At 71.5% G+C, this 14,891-nt stretch carries 13 protein-coding genes and 1 pseudogene; 12 read left to right on the forward strand and 2 right to left on the reverse strand.

Going from position 1 to position 14,891, the window contains the following annotated elements; genetic code table 11:
* Positions 1–137 precede the first annotated feature (137 nt).
* On the forward strand, positions 138–1,058 hold the full coding sequence (locus tag ACFFJB_RS09545; protein ID WP_376830988.1) for a uracil-DNA glycosylase: 921 nt from the start codon (positions 138–140) through the stop codon (positions 1,056–1,058).
* 21 nt (positions 1,059–1,079) lie between these two features.
* Here ACFFJB_RS09545 and ypfJ read toward each other — a convergent pair whose 3' ends face one another.
* Complete coding sequence (gene ypfJ / locus ACFFJB_RS09550; protein ID WP_376830990.1) at positions 1,080–1,979, reverse strand: KPN_02809 family neutral zinc metallopeptidase; 900 nt, start codon at positions 1,977–1,979, stop codon at positions 1,080–1,082.
* 247 nt (positions 1,980–2,226) lie between these two features.
* Here ypfJ and ACFFJB_RS09555 point away from each other — a divergent pair.
* From ACFFJB_RS09555 to ACFFJB_RS09565, 3 genes and pseudogenes are all read left to right on the forward strand, one after another.
* Positions 2,227–3,438: pseudogene (locus ACFFJB_RS09555) on the forward strand (PA0069 family radical SAM protein); the annotation flags it as partial.
* Between the two features lie 386 nt (positions 3,439–3,824).
* Positions 3,825–4,529, forward strand: a complete 705-nt coding sequence (gene rnhB / locus ACFFJB_RS09560) for a ribonuclease HII (protein WP_376830992.1) — start codon at positions 3,825–3,827, stop codon at positions 4,527–4,529.
* A gap of 203 nt (positions 4,530–4,732) precedes the next feature.
* Positions 4,733–5,920, forward strand: a complete 1,188-nt coding sequence (locus tag ACFFJB_RS09565) for a site-specific DNA-methyltransferase (RefSeq protein ID WP_376830994.1) — start codon at positions 4,733–4,735, stop codon at positions 5,918–5,920.
* 715 nt (positions 5,921–6,635) lie between these two features.
* Here the strand turns inward: ACFFJB_RS09565 and mutY are convergent.
* Positions 6,636–7,781, reverse strand: a complete 1,146-nt coding sequence (gene mutY / locus ACFFJB_RS09570) for an A/G-specific adenine glycosylase (protein ID WP_376830996.1) — start codon at positions 7,779–7,781, stop codon at positions 6,636–6,638.
* Between the two features lie 365 nt (positions 7,782–8,146).
* Between mutY and ACFFJB_RS09575 the strand changes: the two genes are divergently transcribed.
* From ACFFJB_RS09575 to ACFFJB_RS09610, 8 genes are all read left to right on the forward strand, one after another.
* Complete coding sequence (locus ACFFJB_RS09575; protein WP_376830998.1) at positions 8,147–8,647, forward strand: DUF721 domain-containing protein; 501 nt, start codon at positions 8,147–8,149, stop codon at positions 8,645–8,647.
* A 256-nt stretch (positions 8,648–8,903) separates the two neighbouring features.
* Positions 8,904–9,539 (forward strand): DsbA family protein, encoded by a 636-nt coding sequence (locus tag ACFFJB_RS09580; RefSeq protein WP_376831000.1) that lies wholly within the window; start codon positions 8,904–8,906, stop codon positions 9,537–9,539.
* A 455-nt stretch (positions 9,540–9,994) separates the two neighbouring features.
* Positions 9,995–10,306 (forward strand): AtpZ/AtpI family protein, encoded by a 312-nt coding sequence (locus ACFFJB_RS09585; protein ID WP_376831002.1) that lies wholly within the window; start codon positions 9,995–9,997, stop codon positions 10,304–10,306.
* 145 nt (positions 10,307–10,451) lie between these two features.
* The gene (locus ACFFJB_RS09590; RefSeq protein ID WP_376831004.1) at positions 10,452–11,201 is read left to right on the forward strand and encodes a F0F1 ATP synthase subunit A; all 750 of its coding nucleotides are present in this window, start codon (positions 10,452–10,454) and stop codon (positions 11,199–11,201) included.
* 38 nt (positions 11,202–11,239) lie between these two features.
* A complete protein-coding gene (locus ACFFJB_RS09595) occupies positions 11,240–11,467 on the forward strand; it encodes a F0F1 ATP synthase subunit C (protein ID WP_132002207.1) in 228 nt (75 codons plus the stop codon).
* A gap of 287 nt (positions 11,468–11,754) precedes the next feature.
* Positions 11,755–12,267 (forward strand): F0F1 ATP synthase subunit B family protein, encoded by a 513-nt coding sequence (locus tag ACFFJB_RS09600; protein ID WP_376831006.1) that lies wholly within the window; start codon positions 11,755–11,757, stop codon positions 12,265–12,267.
* Between the two features lie 143 nt (positions 12,268–12,410).
* Entirely contained in the window at positions 12,411–12,893 is a 483-nt protein-coding gene (locus ACFFJB_RS09605; RefSeq protein WP_376832627.1) for a F0F1 ATP synthase subunit B family protein, read from the forward strand.
* Positions 12,894–14,284: 1,391 nt separating this feature from the next.
* On the forward strand, positions 14,285–14,887 hold the full coding sequence (locus tag ACFFJB_RS09610; RefSeq protein ID WP_376831008.1) for a hypothetical protein: 603 nt from the start codon (positions 14,285–14,287) through the stop codon (positions 14,885–14,887).
* The last annotated feature ends 4 nt before the right edge of the window (positions 14,888–14,891 follow it).

Genomic DNA, 14,891 nt, shown 5'->3' on the forward strand with positions numbered 1-14,891 from the left:
GCCGCGCCTCCCATGCAACAGACGCATGAACGGCGGCGGATGTTCCGCCCCTGGCGCGCCGGCGACGGCCGTTCCGGATGATTGCGCCAGCGCGCGGCCGGCTCGCGCGCGGCCGCGCGCTGGCGTAAGATTGGCCCATGACCGGCGACACAGCGGCCCCGCCCATCCCTGACCTTGCCGAGCTCGAGCGGCTCCTGGCGTTCCACGCCGAATCCGGCGCCGACTGGGTGCTGGACGAAACCCCGCACGACCGTTTCGCCGAGGCCGGCCAGCCGCCCGCGCGCTTCGCCCCGGCGTGGCTCACCGCCGGCCCTGCCCGCCCCGCTGGCGCTCCGGGGGCGGAGGCGCCCCCTGCGGCCGCGCCGCAGCCGGCGCCGCCGCCAGCCCCCGCCGCGCCCGCGCCTGTCGCCGCGCCGGCCGCGGCGCCGGGGCTCGCCAGCGGCGCGGAGGAGCTGGCGCTGCAGGCGGGCGCCCTGGCGCGCGCGGCGCGCACCCTCGACGAGCTGCGCGCCGCCATGGAGCAGTTTGAAGGCTGCGCCCTGAAGCGCACGGCGAAACAGCTGGTGTTCGCCGACGGCGTGGCCAACGCGCGGCTGATGCTGGTGGGCGAGGCGCCCGGAGCGGAGGAGGACCGCATCGGCCGCCCCTTCGTCGGCCGCTCCGGCCAGCTGCTGGACCGCATGCTGGCCGCCATCGGCCATGACCGTTCGTCGGTGTTCATCGCCAACACCGTGCCGTGGCGCCCGCCGGGCAACCGCACGCCCACGCCGCAGGAATCGGCCATCTGCCGGCCGTTCATCGAACGGCAGATCGAGCTGGTGAATCCGCAGGTGCTGGTGTGTCTGGGCGGCCCCGCGGCGCAGGCGCTGCTGGGCGTGCGCGATGGCATCCTGCGGGTGCGCGGCCGCTGGAGCGTCTGCCAGGCGGGCGAGCGGCGGATTCGCGCCATGCCGACGCTGCATCCGGCCTATCTGCTGCGCTCGCCGTTGCAGAAACGCCTTGCCTGGCGCGATTTCCTCGCCGTGAAGATGGCGCTGGACGGAACGGACCAGGGCTGAGGCCCCGCCGCCCGCCTCACGTCACAGGTCCTTCTGGCTGAAGGTGTCGCAGGCGGCGACGCGGCCGCTTTTCAGCCCGGTCATGAACCAGCGCACGCGCTGCGCCGAGGTGCCGTGAGTGAAGCTGTCCGGCACCGCATAGCCCTGGGCCTGCTTCTGCAGCCGGTCGTCGCCGATGGCTGAGGCGGCCTTCATCGCCTTTTCGACGTCGCCCTCCTCCAGCGAATTGTACCGCTGGTCACTGTTATAGGCCCACACGCCGGCGAGGCAGTCGGCCATCAGCTCCACGCGCACGGAGATGGCGTTGGCCTCCGCGCGGGCGCGGCCGCGCTTGGCGCTCTCGGCCTGCTCCAGCACCCCCAGCAGGTTCTGCACGTGGTGGCCCACCTCATGGGCGAGCACATAGGCGTAGGCGAAGTCGCCGTCGACGCCGAAGCGGCGGCGCATCTCCTGGAAAAAGGAGAGATCAATGTAAACGGTGCGGTCGAGCGGGCAGTAGAACGGCCCCATGGCCGACTGCGCCATGCCGCAGCCGGAGCGCGTCGCCCCGGAGAACAGCACCATGCGCGGCTCCTGGTAGCGCACCCCCGCCTGGCGCGGCAGCTCCGCCTTCCACACGTCCTCGGTGTTGCCGAGGATGGCTGCGGCGAACCGGCCCGTCTGGTCCTGCGGCGGGCCGGAGGGGCGGTCCTGCCGGGGCGCCGGCGCCTGCTGGCCGTAAGGCGCGCCTCCGCTGAGAATCTCGGCCCCGGTGATCAGCAGCCGCGGGTCAATGCCCAGCGCCCAGCCCAGGAGCCCGAGCGCGACGATCGCGCCCAGCCCGAGACCGCCGCGACCGCCAGGCAGCATGCCGCCGCCCGTGGGGCCCTGACCGCGCCGGTCGTCGACATTGGTCGACACGCGAAAATCGTCCCAGCGCATGCTGCGCTCTCCCTGTGCTGACGCCACGGCGACAAGTTCTTCAGCCTCATCATTGTTGCGTCAATCCGGACCGGTTGTGAACTGCCGGGCCTGTGGCTTCGCCGCCGCGCCGTTCAGGAGCCCGCCGGAGCCTCGCCGCACCGGCCGCGGGCGTGGAATTGCATTTGTTCACATTTTGTTCTTATGATGGGACAGGCGCGACGCCTAGGAGACTCACCCCAGGAGACTCATCCGAGGAAGACCCACCATGGCCCAGGCGACATATTCCCGGCGCTGGCGCGGCGCCCGGCTTCCAGCCGCGGGCGGGCCGGCGGGCGCGTGCGACGGCGCTCCCGAAAGACCGGCCGCGGACCAGCCGGCGGCGGACGCGCCGTGGCGCGCGCGCCAGATCATTCCGGCGGAGCGGCGGCGCGGCCGCGGCGCGCTGATCAATCCGGACGGGCGCTTCGAGCCCTGCGTCCGCGAGCTGGCCGACGACGGCTGGGGCTCGCTGGAGGACCTGCCGCCGCTGCGCACCGAGGTGACCATCGAGAAGCCGCGGACCATCATCACCCGCAACGCATCGCCGGACATTTCCTTCGACCGCTCCGTCAACCCCTATCGCGGCTGCGAACACGGCTGCGTTTACTGCTTCGCCCGGCCGACCCACGCCTATATGGGCCTGTCGCCGGGGCTGGATTTCGAGACCCGGCTGTTCGCCAAGCCGGACGCGGCGAAGCTGCTGGAGAAGGAGCTGGCGGCGAAGGGCTACGCCCCGCGCGTCATCGCCATGGGCACCAATACGGATCCCTACCAGCCGATTGAAAAGCGGTTCCGGATCACCCGCCAGGTGCTGGAGGTGCTGGAGCGCTGCAACCATCCGGTCGGCATCGTCACCAAGTCGGCGCTCATCACCCGCGACATCGACATCCTGGCGCGCATGGCGGCGCGCAATCTGGTGAAGGTGGCGCTGTCGGTGACGACGCTGGACCCCGCCCTCGCCCGCTCGATGGAGCCGCGGGCGGCGACGCCGGCGAAGCGGCTGGCGGCCATGCGCAGTCTCGCCGGGGCGGGCGTTCCGGTGGCGGTGATGACCGCGCCGGTGATTCCCGGGGTCAATGACGACGAGATCGAGCGCATTCTCGAGGCGGCCCACGCCGCCGGCGCGCGCGAGGCCGGCTATGTGATGCTGCGCCTGCCCCATGAGGTGCGTGATTCGATGTGGACATGGCTGGAGACCAGCTGGCCGGAGAAGGCGCGGCGGGCGCGGGCGCTGATGCGCCAGTCACGCGGCGGCAGGGATTATGACGCCGCATGGGGGGAGCGCATGACCGGCTCGGGGCCCTATGCGTGGATGACCGGCCGGCGCTTCCAGCTGGCCTGCGCCCGCATCGGCCTCAACCAGACGCGGCTGCGGCTGGACGTGAGCCAGTTCCGCCCGCCGTCCGCGGCGGAGATGAACGGGCAGATGTCGCTGTTCGGCGCGGATGAGGCGCCGCCGCGCCCCGCTCCGCGGCGCGGCGAAGCGGCGCCCCGGCGACCGGCGCCGCGGCCGACCGGCGATCCCGACGGCCTCGCCTTCGTCGACAACGGCATGCAGAACCGGAGCCGGGGACAGGGCGCCGGCGTCCGCCCCCTTCGGGCGGGAACAGGGGCGGACATGGCCGGCGCCGTTCCAGGCGGAGGGTGATCCCTGCTCCGCCATGGCCGGAGGGCGGCGGGGATGCGCCGGCCCATGCGCGGCGCGCGCCCGGCCGCATTCCCCGGAGCGACGGCCGGGCGGCGTCCCGCGGCGACCGTCGTCCGCGCCGGGGCCGGCGCCGGCCGCGGCTTGATCCGGCGACGGCGCCGGTCCACAGCTGGGCGATGGCGCGCAAGGCTCTTCCTGATTCTGCCGCCCCCGCCCTGCCGCTCGCCGGCGGCGGGGGCCTCCCGTTCGACCGCGAGCGGCGGCTGCTTCTGCGCGGCGTCTGGCCGGTGGCCGGCGTCGATGAAGTCGGGCGCGGCCCGCTGGCCGGGCCGGTGGTGGCCGCGGCGGTGATTCTCAATCCGGACGACGTTCCCGCCGGGCTCAATGACAGCAAGCAGCTGACCAGGGCGGCGCGGGAGCGGCTCTACGACGACATCATGGCCAGGGCCCTGCATGTGGCGGCGGCCAGCGCGCCGGCGGAAGAAATCGACGCCACGGACATCCGCAGGGCGTCGCTCGCCGCCATGGCGCGCGCGGTCGCGGCGCTCGGCGCGCCGCCGGCCTTCGTGTTCGTGGACGGCCGCGACCGGCCGGCCCTCCCCTGCGAGACCGAGGCGGTGATCGGCGGCGACGCCCTGGTCGCCTCCATCGCCGCCGCCTCCATCGTCGCCAAGGTCACGCGCGACCGCATGATGGCGCTGCTGGAGCGCGTCTGCCCCGGCTACGGCTTCGGCAGGCACATGGGCTACGCCAGCGCCGCCCACCGGGCCGCCATAGAGCGGCTGGGGCCAAGCCGCTGGCACCGCTTCAGCTTCGCGCCGCTGCGCCAGCGCCCGGACTGCGCCGCCGAACTCGCCCGCCGCCGCGCAGCTCGCGCTTGACGCGGACCAGCACGCCTGACGCCGCCCGCGTCCGCATCGCCGCTCCCGGCGGCGGATGGTTAGCGGCGGTTTAACGGGCGCCTGCCGCGCCGGCGGCCGCGGCGCGGCTGTGCCGTATCGGGACGGCGCGGCGGCGGCGTGAACCTCGCCTTTACCCCGTCGATTCACCATGCCCCTGTGAGTTGCGTAACCGGCAGGGCGACATGGAAGCTTCACGCGCAAGGACCGCTGGCGTCAGTTCCCGGATCAGGGTAGTGCGTACCGGGCTGGCGGCGCCAGCCGTCCTGCCGGCTTCCGCCCCCGCCGCCGCGCCGCTCGCGCCGGACCGCATCATCGTCGGCGACTGCATCGAGGAGCTGCGGCGCCTGCCCGCGGCCAGCGTCGACCTGGTGTTCGCCGATCCGCCCTACAACCTTCAGCTGGAAGGCGCCCTGACGCGCCCGGACAACAGCCTGGTGGACGGGGTCGACGACGACTGGGACAGGTTCGGCTCCTTCGCCGAATACGACGCCTTCACCCGCGCCTGGCTGGCCGAGTGCCGGCGGGTGCTGAAGCCGGACGGGGCGCTGTGGGTCATCGGCTCCTATCACAACGTGTTCCGCGTCGGCGCCATCCTGCAGGATCTCGGCTACTGGATCCTCAACGACATCATCTGGCGCAAGGCCAACCCGATGCCGAACTTCCGCGGCCGGCGCTTCACCAACGCCCATGAGACGCTGATCTGGGCGACGCCGACCCGCTCGAAGCGCTACACCTTCCACTATGAGGCGCTGAAGGGCGGCAATGACGACCTGCAGATGCGCTCGGACTGGTTTATCCCGCTGTGCACGGGCGAGGAGCGGCTGAAGGACGACGCCGGCCGCAAGCTGCACCCCACCCAGAAGCCGGAGGCGCTGCTGGCGCGCGTGCTGCTGGCCTCGTCCAACCCTGGCGACGTGATTCTGGACCCGTTCCTCGGCACAGGCACCACCGCCGCGGTGGCGAAAAAGCTGGGCCGCCATTTCATCGGCATCGAGCGCGATCCGGCGTACGCCGAGGCGGCGCGCCGGCGGGTGGCGGCGGCGACGCCGGTCGATCCGCAGGCGGTGGCTGCTGCGCCGGCGAAACGCTCGGAGCCGCGCGTCGCCTTCCTGTCGCTGATCGAGGCCGGGCTGATCGCTCCGGGCGAAGTGCTGGAGGACGAAAAGCGCCGCCACCGCGCCCTGGTGCGGGCCGACGGCACCCTGCAGCTGGGCCCGGCGGTCGGCTCCATTCACAAGATCGGCGCGCTCTCCCAGGGCCTGCCCAGCTGCAACGGCTGGACCTACTGGATGATCGAGCGCGACGGCCGGCGCATTTTCATCGACGCGCTGCGCAGCCAGTACCGCCAGACCCACGCGGCCGCGGCGTAAAGCACGCACGCCTCCTGACGCCCAGTCCAGAAAGCCGGCGACCGCCGGCTTTTTTGTTCGCCGCCGCCGCCGCGACTGACGCCGTGTCAGGCCACGCGAGAAAAACACGCCGCATGAAACGGCGTGTCATCATGCCCATGAGAAGACATGCAAAACACAAGCAATGACGCCGCGCCAGGGAGAAATGGCCAATAGGCGCGCCATGGCGACGCCCTGTCTGCTTCTGCACACGATAACTGGAAGGTCGATCGCAACGGCGCCGCCCTTTCCGGAGCGGCCACAGAATCCAGGTCCCTTCAGACTGACATGCCGTTTTCCCTGATTCCGGGCGGCAAAAATGCGGCGATAACGTTACAGCAATTAAACCCTTGCCATCACCGCCCCTCCCGTCATCCGCCCCGGATGCGCGCGACGCCGACGTCGAAAATCTGCCTGTTTCACCTGAAAATATTTCGGCGCGGAACCAAAAACGCGAGATGTCGCCGCGCAAATGAGAATAACCGCCGTGGCCCCGGCAGCGGGAGCGCGCCTGACCCGATCAGTCGGAACCGGTGAGGCCGCGTGATGCGGAACAGGCGCCGGAACAGGACTGCAGCAAAAACAAGGCGGCAAAACAAAAAGCCCGGAACCTCCAGCCAATGCATAAAATATACAAAAATCAGGGCGAATGATATAGATTTTGACTCAGCATCCGGTTACCGGAAGCGCGTCACGATTACTCCCCCGCGCCGGAGATCTTGCCGGCGCCAGCGCGCTCCAGGCGCCGCCAGTCCCTGGACAGACAATCCAGCCCGTGGGCCACCGCCTTGCGCATCACATTGGGCAAGGCCGCGGCGGCGAGACTGCGCCGCGGCTCCCACCGGCAGCCCGGCGGCGGAACGAAATCTGGCGGGGCCGGCGCCACGAACACCGTCAGGGTGAGGCGGAAGTGGGTGAAGACGTGGCGCACCGCGCCCGGCGCCGCGCGCCAGCGGGCGGGAAACGGCGCCTCCGCCAGCAGCGCGGCGGCCTCCGGCGGCGCCGGCGCCTCCCGCCAGTCGCTGCCCGGCGGTTCGTCCATGCCGCCCAGCAGCCCCCGGGGCGGGCGCACGCGCAGCAGCACCGCGCCGTCGTCGCGCACCAGCACGAAGGCGGCGCCATAACGCTGGGGAACCGCTTTCTTCGGCGCCTTGCGCGGAAACGTCTCCATGTCGCCGGCCGCATGGGCGCCGCAGCCCGCCCGCCACGGACACAGCCCGCAGGAGGGGCCCCGCGGCGTACACACCGTCGCGCCCAGATCCATCATCGCCTGGGCGAAATCTCCGGGCCGACGCTGCGGAACCAGCGCCTGCGCCAGCGCCCGGACGCGCGGCTTCGCCCCCGGCAGCGGCTCCTCCACCCGGTAATACCGGCTGATGACCCGCTCCACATTGCCGTCCACCGCCGCCGCCGGCAGACCGAAGGCGATGGCGGCGATGGCCGCCGCCGTATAGGGGCCGACTCCGGGCAGGGCCTCCAGCCCGGCGATGGTGTCCGGGAAGCGGCCGCCCAGCTCGTTGACGATGACGCGGGCGCAGGCGTGCAGGTTGCGGGCGCGCGAGTAATAGCCCAGCCCCGCCCAGGCCTGCATCACCCCCTCCACCGGAGCCGCCGCCAGCGCCCGCACGTCCGGAAAGCGTTTCAGGAAGCGGATGAAATAGGGCTGCGCCGCCGTGACCGTGGTCTGCTGCAGCATGATCTCGGACAGCCACACCCGGTACGGGTCGCTGCGTTCGCCCGGCGGCGCCCGCCACGGCAGCGCGCGGCGGCTGGCGTCATACCAGGCGAGCAGCGCCGCCGCGAGCTCCGCCTCCGCCGGGCGCGCGCCCCCGCCGTCCGCCATGGAAGCAGGCGCCGGGGCGACGGTCGCCGCAGCGGCGGCGGCGCCGGAGCCCCCGGCCTGCGCGGCCCCGGCGCGGCCGCGCCGCCTGCCCCGGCCGGCGCGGGCCGGGCGCGCAGAAAGGTCGTCGCCGCGTGCGGCGGTGAGATCGCGGGTCGGGGGCACGGTCGTCCTTCTCGCTGTCCCGCACGGTCTAGCCCTCCGCGGCGGCCGGCGCCAGCCCGTCGGGCGGCGCGGGCCCGCGCGGCCTGCGGCGCGCCGCCGGCCTTGGAGCGCGCCGCCGGCGACGGTATAAAAGGCGGGCGGCGAAACGCCAGCCCCTGGCGGCGCGCCCCGCCCGCCAGACCAGCCACGGGAGAGCAGAGCGGATGAGCCAGCCTCGCCAGCCGGCCCGCGACTTCCAGCCGCAGCCGCTCGCCGAACTCATTGACCAGTGCCTCGACCAGGCCCTCGCCGCGCGCGGCTTCGCCGCCAGCGACATATTGCTGGCGTGGGAGGACATCGTCGGCGCGCGGCTCGCCAGCCACACCCGCCCGCTGCGCATCTCATGGCCGCGCCAGTCCCGCCATGGCGAGGCCGACTCGCCGGCCACGCTGGAGGTGCGCGCGGGCAGCGCCTTCGCGGTCGAGCTGCAGCACATGGCCCCGGTGATCATCGACCGCATCAACCAGCATTTCGGCTGGCGCTGCGTGGGCCGCATCGTCATCCGCCAGGGGCCGGCGCCGTCAAAGCCGCAGCCGGCGCCGCCGCGCGCCCCGGACCCGCAGGCGCTGCGGCGCGCCGCCGACCTCGCCGCGCCAATCGCCGACGAGCGGCTGCGCGCGGCGGTGGCGCGGCTGGGCGCGGCCGTGCTTGACCGGCGCGGGTGAGGAGCGCCGGAGCGCAGCGCGCGCCGGCCGCCGACTTGATTCCGCCCCGATCCGCAGATGAAATCCGCGCGGACGCATGGTTCCCGGAACGGGCGCGTCCTGCACGCGCAGGGCGCCGGCGCCGCGCCCTGCGCCGGAACAGCGTGATTCTCCCAGCCAGGCTGGACAGTTTTCCGACCTGCGCTGGCGACAGGCCGGCCGGCGCGTCGCCGACGCGCCGGCTCATGAACGCCGGATATCCGGTCAGGAGAACTGCATGATCACACGTCGTCGTCTGTTAGACCTCACGGTCGCCGCGACCTTCACCGCCATGGCGGCGGCCGCCGCGCCGGCCCTCGCGCAGCCGGTCAGCGTCCAGGAGCTGGAGCAGCCAGGTCCGCTCGGCGACGTGACGCTGGGCGACAAGGCGGCGAAGGCGCATGTCATCGAATACGCGTCGCTGACCTGTTCGCACTGCGCCGAGTTTCACGAAAAAACCTGGCCGGAGTTCAAGAAGAAGTACGTGGACACCGGCAAGGTGCGCTTCACCCTGCGCGAGTTCCCGCTCGACCCGCTGGCCGCCGCCGGCTTCATGCTGGCGCGCTGCGAGGGCAACGACAGATACTACCCCGTCACCGACCTGCTGTTCTCGCGCCAGAAGGACTGGGCCTACGCCCAGAAACCGCTCGACGGCCTCATCGACCTGCTGAAACAGGCCGGCTTCACCCGGGAGAAGGTGGAGGCCTGCCTCAAGGACCAGAAGCTGTTCGACGCCGTGACCGCAGTGCGCGACCAGGGGGCGAAGTTCGGCGTCAACGCCACGCCGTCGTTCTTCATCAACGGCAAGCTGTATCGCGGCGCGCTCTCCATGGAGGAGCTGGACAAGGCGCTGGAGCCGGTCCTCGGCAGGTAAGGCCCCGCCGGGGCCGCCAGCGCGCCGCTCCCGCCAGGGCCGCCCGGAGGCCCCGCCCCTGCCCGGGAATCATGCCTGGCGGCGGGAGGGCGCGGCCGGGCGGCGGCGCTCCCTGCCGGCCGCGACCCGCCCTGGCGCGGGCGCGCCGCGCCGCGAACGCGTCCCGCCCGGGGCGGGCGAATGTGTTCCGCCCAGGGCGGGAAAGTGTCGCGGAAAGGCGACGCGGCGGGGCGCGCGGGGCGCAGCGACGCTGATTTGTATTTATTTTCATAAATTTAAGCGAATTTGCCTCGCCTTGACACCACAATGGGCAAAAATTATGGTGCCGCCGGCTTGTGGGGAAATCTGGACTCAGGGCCTTGCGGACCAGGAGCAGGTTCTCCATGAGCAGTGGCGACGGAAGGAACGGAACGGACGGGGCCCCGGGGCAGCCTGGGGCGGACCTGGCGCAACGAATGCAACGGCTTGGCGCGCGGCTTGACGAGGTCGCCAGGGCGGAGGAGCAGAAGGCCAGGGCCCGGGAGCCGAAACGCCCGGCGGGCGGCCAGTCGGCGCTGGGGCGGGCGTTCCGGCTCTCGGCGGAATTCATCGCCGGCGTCGCCGCAGGCGGACTCATCGGCTGGTCGTTCGACCAGTTCACCGGCGCGTCCCCGTGGGGAATGATCGTTTTTCTGATGCTGGGCTTTGTGACCGGCGTCTACAATGTTATGCGCGCAACCGGCCAGTTGAAGCTGCCGTCGGCGGGTGACGACGACGGCGCCAGATAAATCGGCTTGCGACAACCGTGCGGTCTGGCGAAAGGGGCCCATATGGGCTAACCACCGCTGATCGATTGACAAAGTGAACGGACCGTTCGCCGCGCGAGGCGCATCGGGGCGTTGCGAGGCGACAGGAAAGGGACCTGACGGGGCCATGGCAGATCCGATCCATCAGTTCCAGATCAAAAACATCGTGACGCTCGGCGCCGCCGGCGGCCATGAAATCTCGGTGACGAACTCCGCCATCTACATGTGGGTCGCCGTCGCCCTGATCGCCGTGCTGATGATCGGCGGGGCCGCGCGCGCGGCCATCGTGCCGGGCCGTCTGCAGTCGGCGGTGGAAAGCCTGTATGAATTCGTGGCCAATACGGTGCGAAGCAGCGCAGGCACCGAGGGCATGAAGTTCTTCCCCTTCGTGTTCTCGATCTTCATGTTCGTGCTGGTGCTGAACCTCATCGGCATGGTGCCCTACGCCTTCACCGTCACCAGCCACATCATCGTCACCTTTGCGCTTGCGGCCCTGGTCATTGGCGTCGTGATCCTGTACGGGTTCTTCCGTCACGGCCTCGGTTTCCTGCGCCTGTTCGTGCCGTCGGGCGTGCCCGGCTGGCTGCTTCCGCTCCTCGTGGCGGTTGAGATCGTGTCGTTCGTTTCGCGGCCGATCAGCCTGTCAGTGCGACTTTTCGCCAACATGCTCGCGGGCCACATCGCCCTGAAGATCTTCGCCGGCTTCGTGGCCACGCTGCTCGCCGCCGGCGCATGGGCGCTGCTGTCGCCGCTGCCGCTGGCGCTGTCGATCGCGCTGACCGCTCTGGAGTTCCTTGTCGCGGTTCTGCAGGCCTACGTGTTTGCCACCCTGACAACGATCTACCTCAACGATGCGCTCCATCCGGGCCATCATTGATCCCAGCTTCTCCAACTTCATCGACCAGGAGTTTTCAAATGGATCCCGTTGCAGCCAAGTACATCGGCGCTGGTCTCGCTTGCTTCGGCATGGCAGGCGCTGCTCTCGCCCTCGGCAACCTGTTCGGCCAGTTCCTGTCGGGCGCGCTGCGCAATCCGTCGGCCGCCGCCGGCCAGCAGGGCACGCTGCTCCTTGGCTTCGCCCTGACTGAAGCTCTGGGCATCTTCTCGCTGCTGATCGCGCTGCTGCTGCTGTTCGCTGTCTGACGCAGCGTCGGAGGGCGGCCCTCTGGCGTCCGCCCTCCGGGCCAGTCTGCCTGGCGCGTTGGAGCCTGGTCGTCGTCCGCAGCCTCGCCGGCTCCGGACGACATCCTCCAGGATCAGGACATGCGTTCGACTGGCCGGAGATTCCGTCGGGAGCCTCTGGCCCGCGCATTGCCGATGACCAGGGCGGCGTCCGCGTCGCTCCGCCAGACCCACGATACGCATCGCAGATACGCATCCCGCCTGCGCGGGGCAGCGAACCAGCCGGTTCCGCCTGAGGATTAGGTCGCATGGCTAGCCCTACCCACGCCGCCTCGACGGCTTTTCCGCCCTTCGAGAGCGCGACTTTCGCGTCGCAGCTCCTGTGGGTGACGATCTCCTTCGCCGTCCTCTACTTCCTGATGTCCCGCATCGCCCTTCCGCGCATCGCGAAGGTGATGGAGGACCGTCAGAACAGGATTACCGCCGACCTCGCCGAGGCGCAGAAGCTGCGCGCCGAGTCCGAGGAGGCCGTCGCCGCCTATGAGAAGGCCCTCGCCGAGGCCCGCGCCAACGCGCAGGCCATCGCCCAGAAGGCCCGTGACGAAATGGCGGCCGAATTCGAAGCGAAGCGCAAGGCGCTTGAGGCCGACCTCGCCGCCCAGATCGCGGCCGCCGAGGAGACCATCCGCGCCAACGCCGCCGCCGCCATGGCCAATGTCCGCGACATCGCGGCCGAGGCCGCCAGCGCCATCGTCGAGCGCCTCACCGGCGTCGCGCCGGAGCGCGCCGAGGTGGAGGCCGCCCTCAACCGCGCGGCCTGATCCCGCGCGGGCCGCACGCGGGACAGCGCGGGCGCGTCCGGCGCCCGCCGCCAGTTTTCCGGGCGGAGAACTGAAATCCATGTTCCGGGCGCCTGACGCCGCCGCCTGGCCGGCGACAGCGCTACTGGGGAGTGCAATCGATGTTGAATACGCCCGAATTCTGGGTCGCCGTATCCTTCTTCGTGCTGCTCGGCGTGGCCTGGTGGAAGGGCGGCTTCGCGGCCGTCGGCGCCATGCTCGACAAGCGCGGCGAACGCATCGCCAGCGAGCTCGAGGAGGCCCGCCGCCTCGCCGCCGAAGCGCGCGCCCTGCGCGACGAATATGTCGCCCGCCGCAAGGCCGCCGAGAAGGAAGCCGAGGAGATCGTCGCCTCCGCCCGTGAGGAAGCGGCCCGCGTGATCCGTGAGGCCCAGCAGCGCCTCGACGACTTCGTGGCCACCCGCAAGGCGGCCGCCGAAGCCAAGATCGCCCAGGCCGAGGCCAGCGCCGCCGCCGAGGTGCGCGCCGCGGCCGCCGACGCCGCCCTGCGCGCCTCCGAGGTCATCCTGCGCGACCGCACCCGCGGCGAGACCGCCGACGCGCTGGTGCGCGAAGGCGTCAGCCAGATCCGCACCGCCTTCCACTGACGCGGCGGCCGCGGCCGTCCGCGGCTTCCCGCCTGCGCCATGCGACAGGCCGCCCGTTTCCGGGCGGCTTTTCTTTTGGGACGGACGGCGCCCCGGCGTCTTCCTCCGCTGTTTCTCCGGCGCAGGCAGGCTGATGGCCAGGGCCACGACGCTTCTCCGGCGCCGGCGCATGCGGGCCCGGGGCGCGGCCGCCCCTGTCCCGTTCACGCCCGGGGACGATGCGCGCCAGGCATTACGCCTGCGGGCGCGAGACTGGCTGTCGCCGCGCAGGCGTTTTCATCAGGACGCGAAACCTTTCCAGCGACAGGGCATCGGGAAGCGCCCCGCTCCGCCCCTCCCCTGCCGACATGGCGCAAAAACGCGGACGCGCGCGGCCGTTCGCGGACCGCAGTCCGGCGAGGGCGCAGGCGCGGCGGACAGGACGGCGCTCTTCGCCAGGCGACGGCCAGGAGCCGACGGCCGGCGGCCGGCGTTCACCGTGACCGGACAGTCATCGTGACAGGAGGTAGCCCGCGTCCCGCCGGCGCGCTGACGGCACGGCCACACGGCCCTGCGCGGCCGTCAGCCTGGGCCGGCCAGCGGGCGGGCGCGCCGGCGGCTCCCCGTGGACCTGTGCATGCGGGACAATGGAAACGGAAGCAGCGAACGCAGCTGATACCGCGCCTGCCGGCGCGGCGGCCCGCCGGACCGATTCGGCGCGACGGCGAAGCGAAAATGGCGCAAAAGTGACAGGCCCAACGACCCATGCGCCGCGCACATGGGCGCACGGCGAAAAAAGGACAGCTTTCCTGCCATAAAATGCTTGCGCCCGCGGGGAGGAACGCGTATACAGAATGCGCAGCAGCGATGCTGCAGCCCTCCTTGGGCGTTTCCTCCCTAGACTTTCGGCCACGTCCCTGACGTGGCCTTTTTTTTGGCCGCGCGGATCATCCCCCCGCGGGGACCAATCGTCCCTCCGCCGGGCGCCCCGTCAGGCCGCCCGTTCTGCGGGTCTTGCCTGCAGGCCGCATCTTTCCGGGCCACGCCCTTGCGCCCTGCCCGCTCTCCGGCGCTTCCGCCGCCGCAACCGCCTCGCCCGAGGCCGATACTGCAACGTACCTTATTCATACGACCAGGTTTGGCAGGGCGCAACATGTTATTTTTGGCGCCATCGCCGCGGGGGCAAAAATTTTTCCCGTGCCTCTGATTTATGACCGTTTTTCCCTCCCGCCCCCAGGCGGGGGCCTGTGCATAACTGCCTGCGGCGCGGGCGCGCCCCGTCCCCGGACAGCGGCTGCCGTCCCGCAATTTCCAGGCTAGTATGGGAATGAACGGCGCCGCTTCGCCTGCCGGCCGGGCGACGCCGCATGTTTCGCCCGCCGCGCTGCGGCGCTACAGGAGGACGACGAGCCATGGCCGCCTTTTCCGGCGTCTTCCGCCCCGCCGCCCTGTTCGCCGGCCTTGCGGCCGTCACGGCCGCCCTGCCGTGCAGCGCCGCCGGCCAGCAGGCCGCCGGCCCCGCGACGCCCGCCTTCGCCCGGCTGCAGCAGGAGCATGCCGGCGCCGCGCCCCGTCTCGCCGAAACGCCGGACGTGGTGCGCGCCTTCGGGCTGGACCGGCTGCCGCTCACGTTCTGGACCCGGCCCGTTCCCGCCACGCCGGAGCTGCCGCGGCTGGCCGCGGCGACGCCCGGACGGGCGTTTCCGGACAGGCCCTACATTCCCGACCTGTTAGGGGCCGAACCGTGCCCGGAGCGCGGCCCCGGCTTTTACCGGATCAGGAACTCCGACTCCTGCATCCATGTTGGCGGAACCGTCGGCGCCGGGGTGCAGATCGGCAGCCGCGGCGGCTCCGGCGCCTACACCTACGGGCGGCTGCGCGCCGACATCGTCACCCCCTCCTCCATCGGCGACCTGACGCTGACCATGGCGGTGCAGGGAACCATGTCGCGCTTCCGCACCGGCCCGCTCTACATGCCGCCGCCGCCGCGCATCGGTCCGCCAGGCGCGCCCTGAGCCC

This window comes from Camelimonas abortus (genome assembly GCF_042432745.1).
Lineage (GTDB): Bacteria > Pseudomonadota > Alphaproteobacteria > Rhizobiales > Beijerinckiaceae > Camelimonas > Camelimonas abortus.

Coding starts and splice junctions, on each gene's coding strand:
- ACFFJB_RS09545 (WP_376830988.1), top strand. CDS start 138: ATGACCGGCGACACAGCGGCCCCGCCCATCCCTGACCTTGCCGAGCTC.
- ypfJ (WP_376830990.1), bottom strand. CDS start 1,979: ATGCGCTGGGACGATTTTCGCGTGTCGACCAATGTCGACGACCGGCGC.
- rnhB (WP_376830992.1), top strand. CDS start 3,825: ATGGCGCGCAAGGCTCTTCCTGATTCTGCCGCCCCCGCCCTGCCGCTC.
- ACFFJB_RS09565 (WP_376830994.1), top strand. CDS start 4,733: ATGGAAGCTTCACGCGCAAGGACCGCTGGCGTCAGTTCCCGGATCAGG.
- mutY (WP_376830996.1), bottom strand. CDS start 7,781: ATGGCGGACGGCGGGGGCGCGCGCCCGGCGGAGGCGGAGCTCGCGGCG.
- ACFFJB_RS09575 (WP_376830998.1), top strand. CDS start 8,147: ATGAGCCAGCCTCGCCAGCCGGCCCGCGACTTCCAGCCGCAGCCGCTC.
- ACFFJB_RS09580 (WP_376831000.1), top strand. CDS start 8,904: ATGATCACACGTCGTCGTCTGTTAGACCTCACGGTCGCCGCGACCTTC.
- ACFFJB_RS09585 (WP_376831002.1), top strand. CDS start 9,995: ATGCAACGGCTTGGCGCGCGGCTTGACGAGGTCGCCAGGGCGGAGGAG.
- ACFFJB_RS09590 (WP_376831004.1), top strand. CDS start 10,452: ATGGCAGATCCGATCCATCAGTTCCAGATCAAAAACATCGTGACGCTC.
- ACFFJB_RS09595 (WP_132002207.1), top strand. CDS start 11,240: ATGGATCCCGTTGCAGCCAAGTACATCGGCGCTGGTCTCGCTTGCTTC.
- ACFFJB_RS09600 (WP_376831006.1), top strand. CDS start 11,755: ATGGCTAGCCCTACCCACGCCGCCTCGACGGCTTTTCCGCCCTTCGAG.
- ACFFJB_RS09610 (WP_376831008.1), top strand. CDS start 14,285: ATGGCCGCCTTTTCCGGCGTCTTCCGCCCCGCCGCCCTGTTCGCCGGC.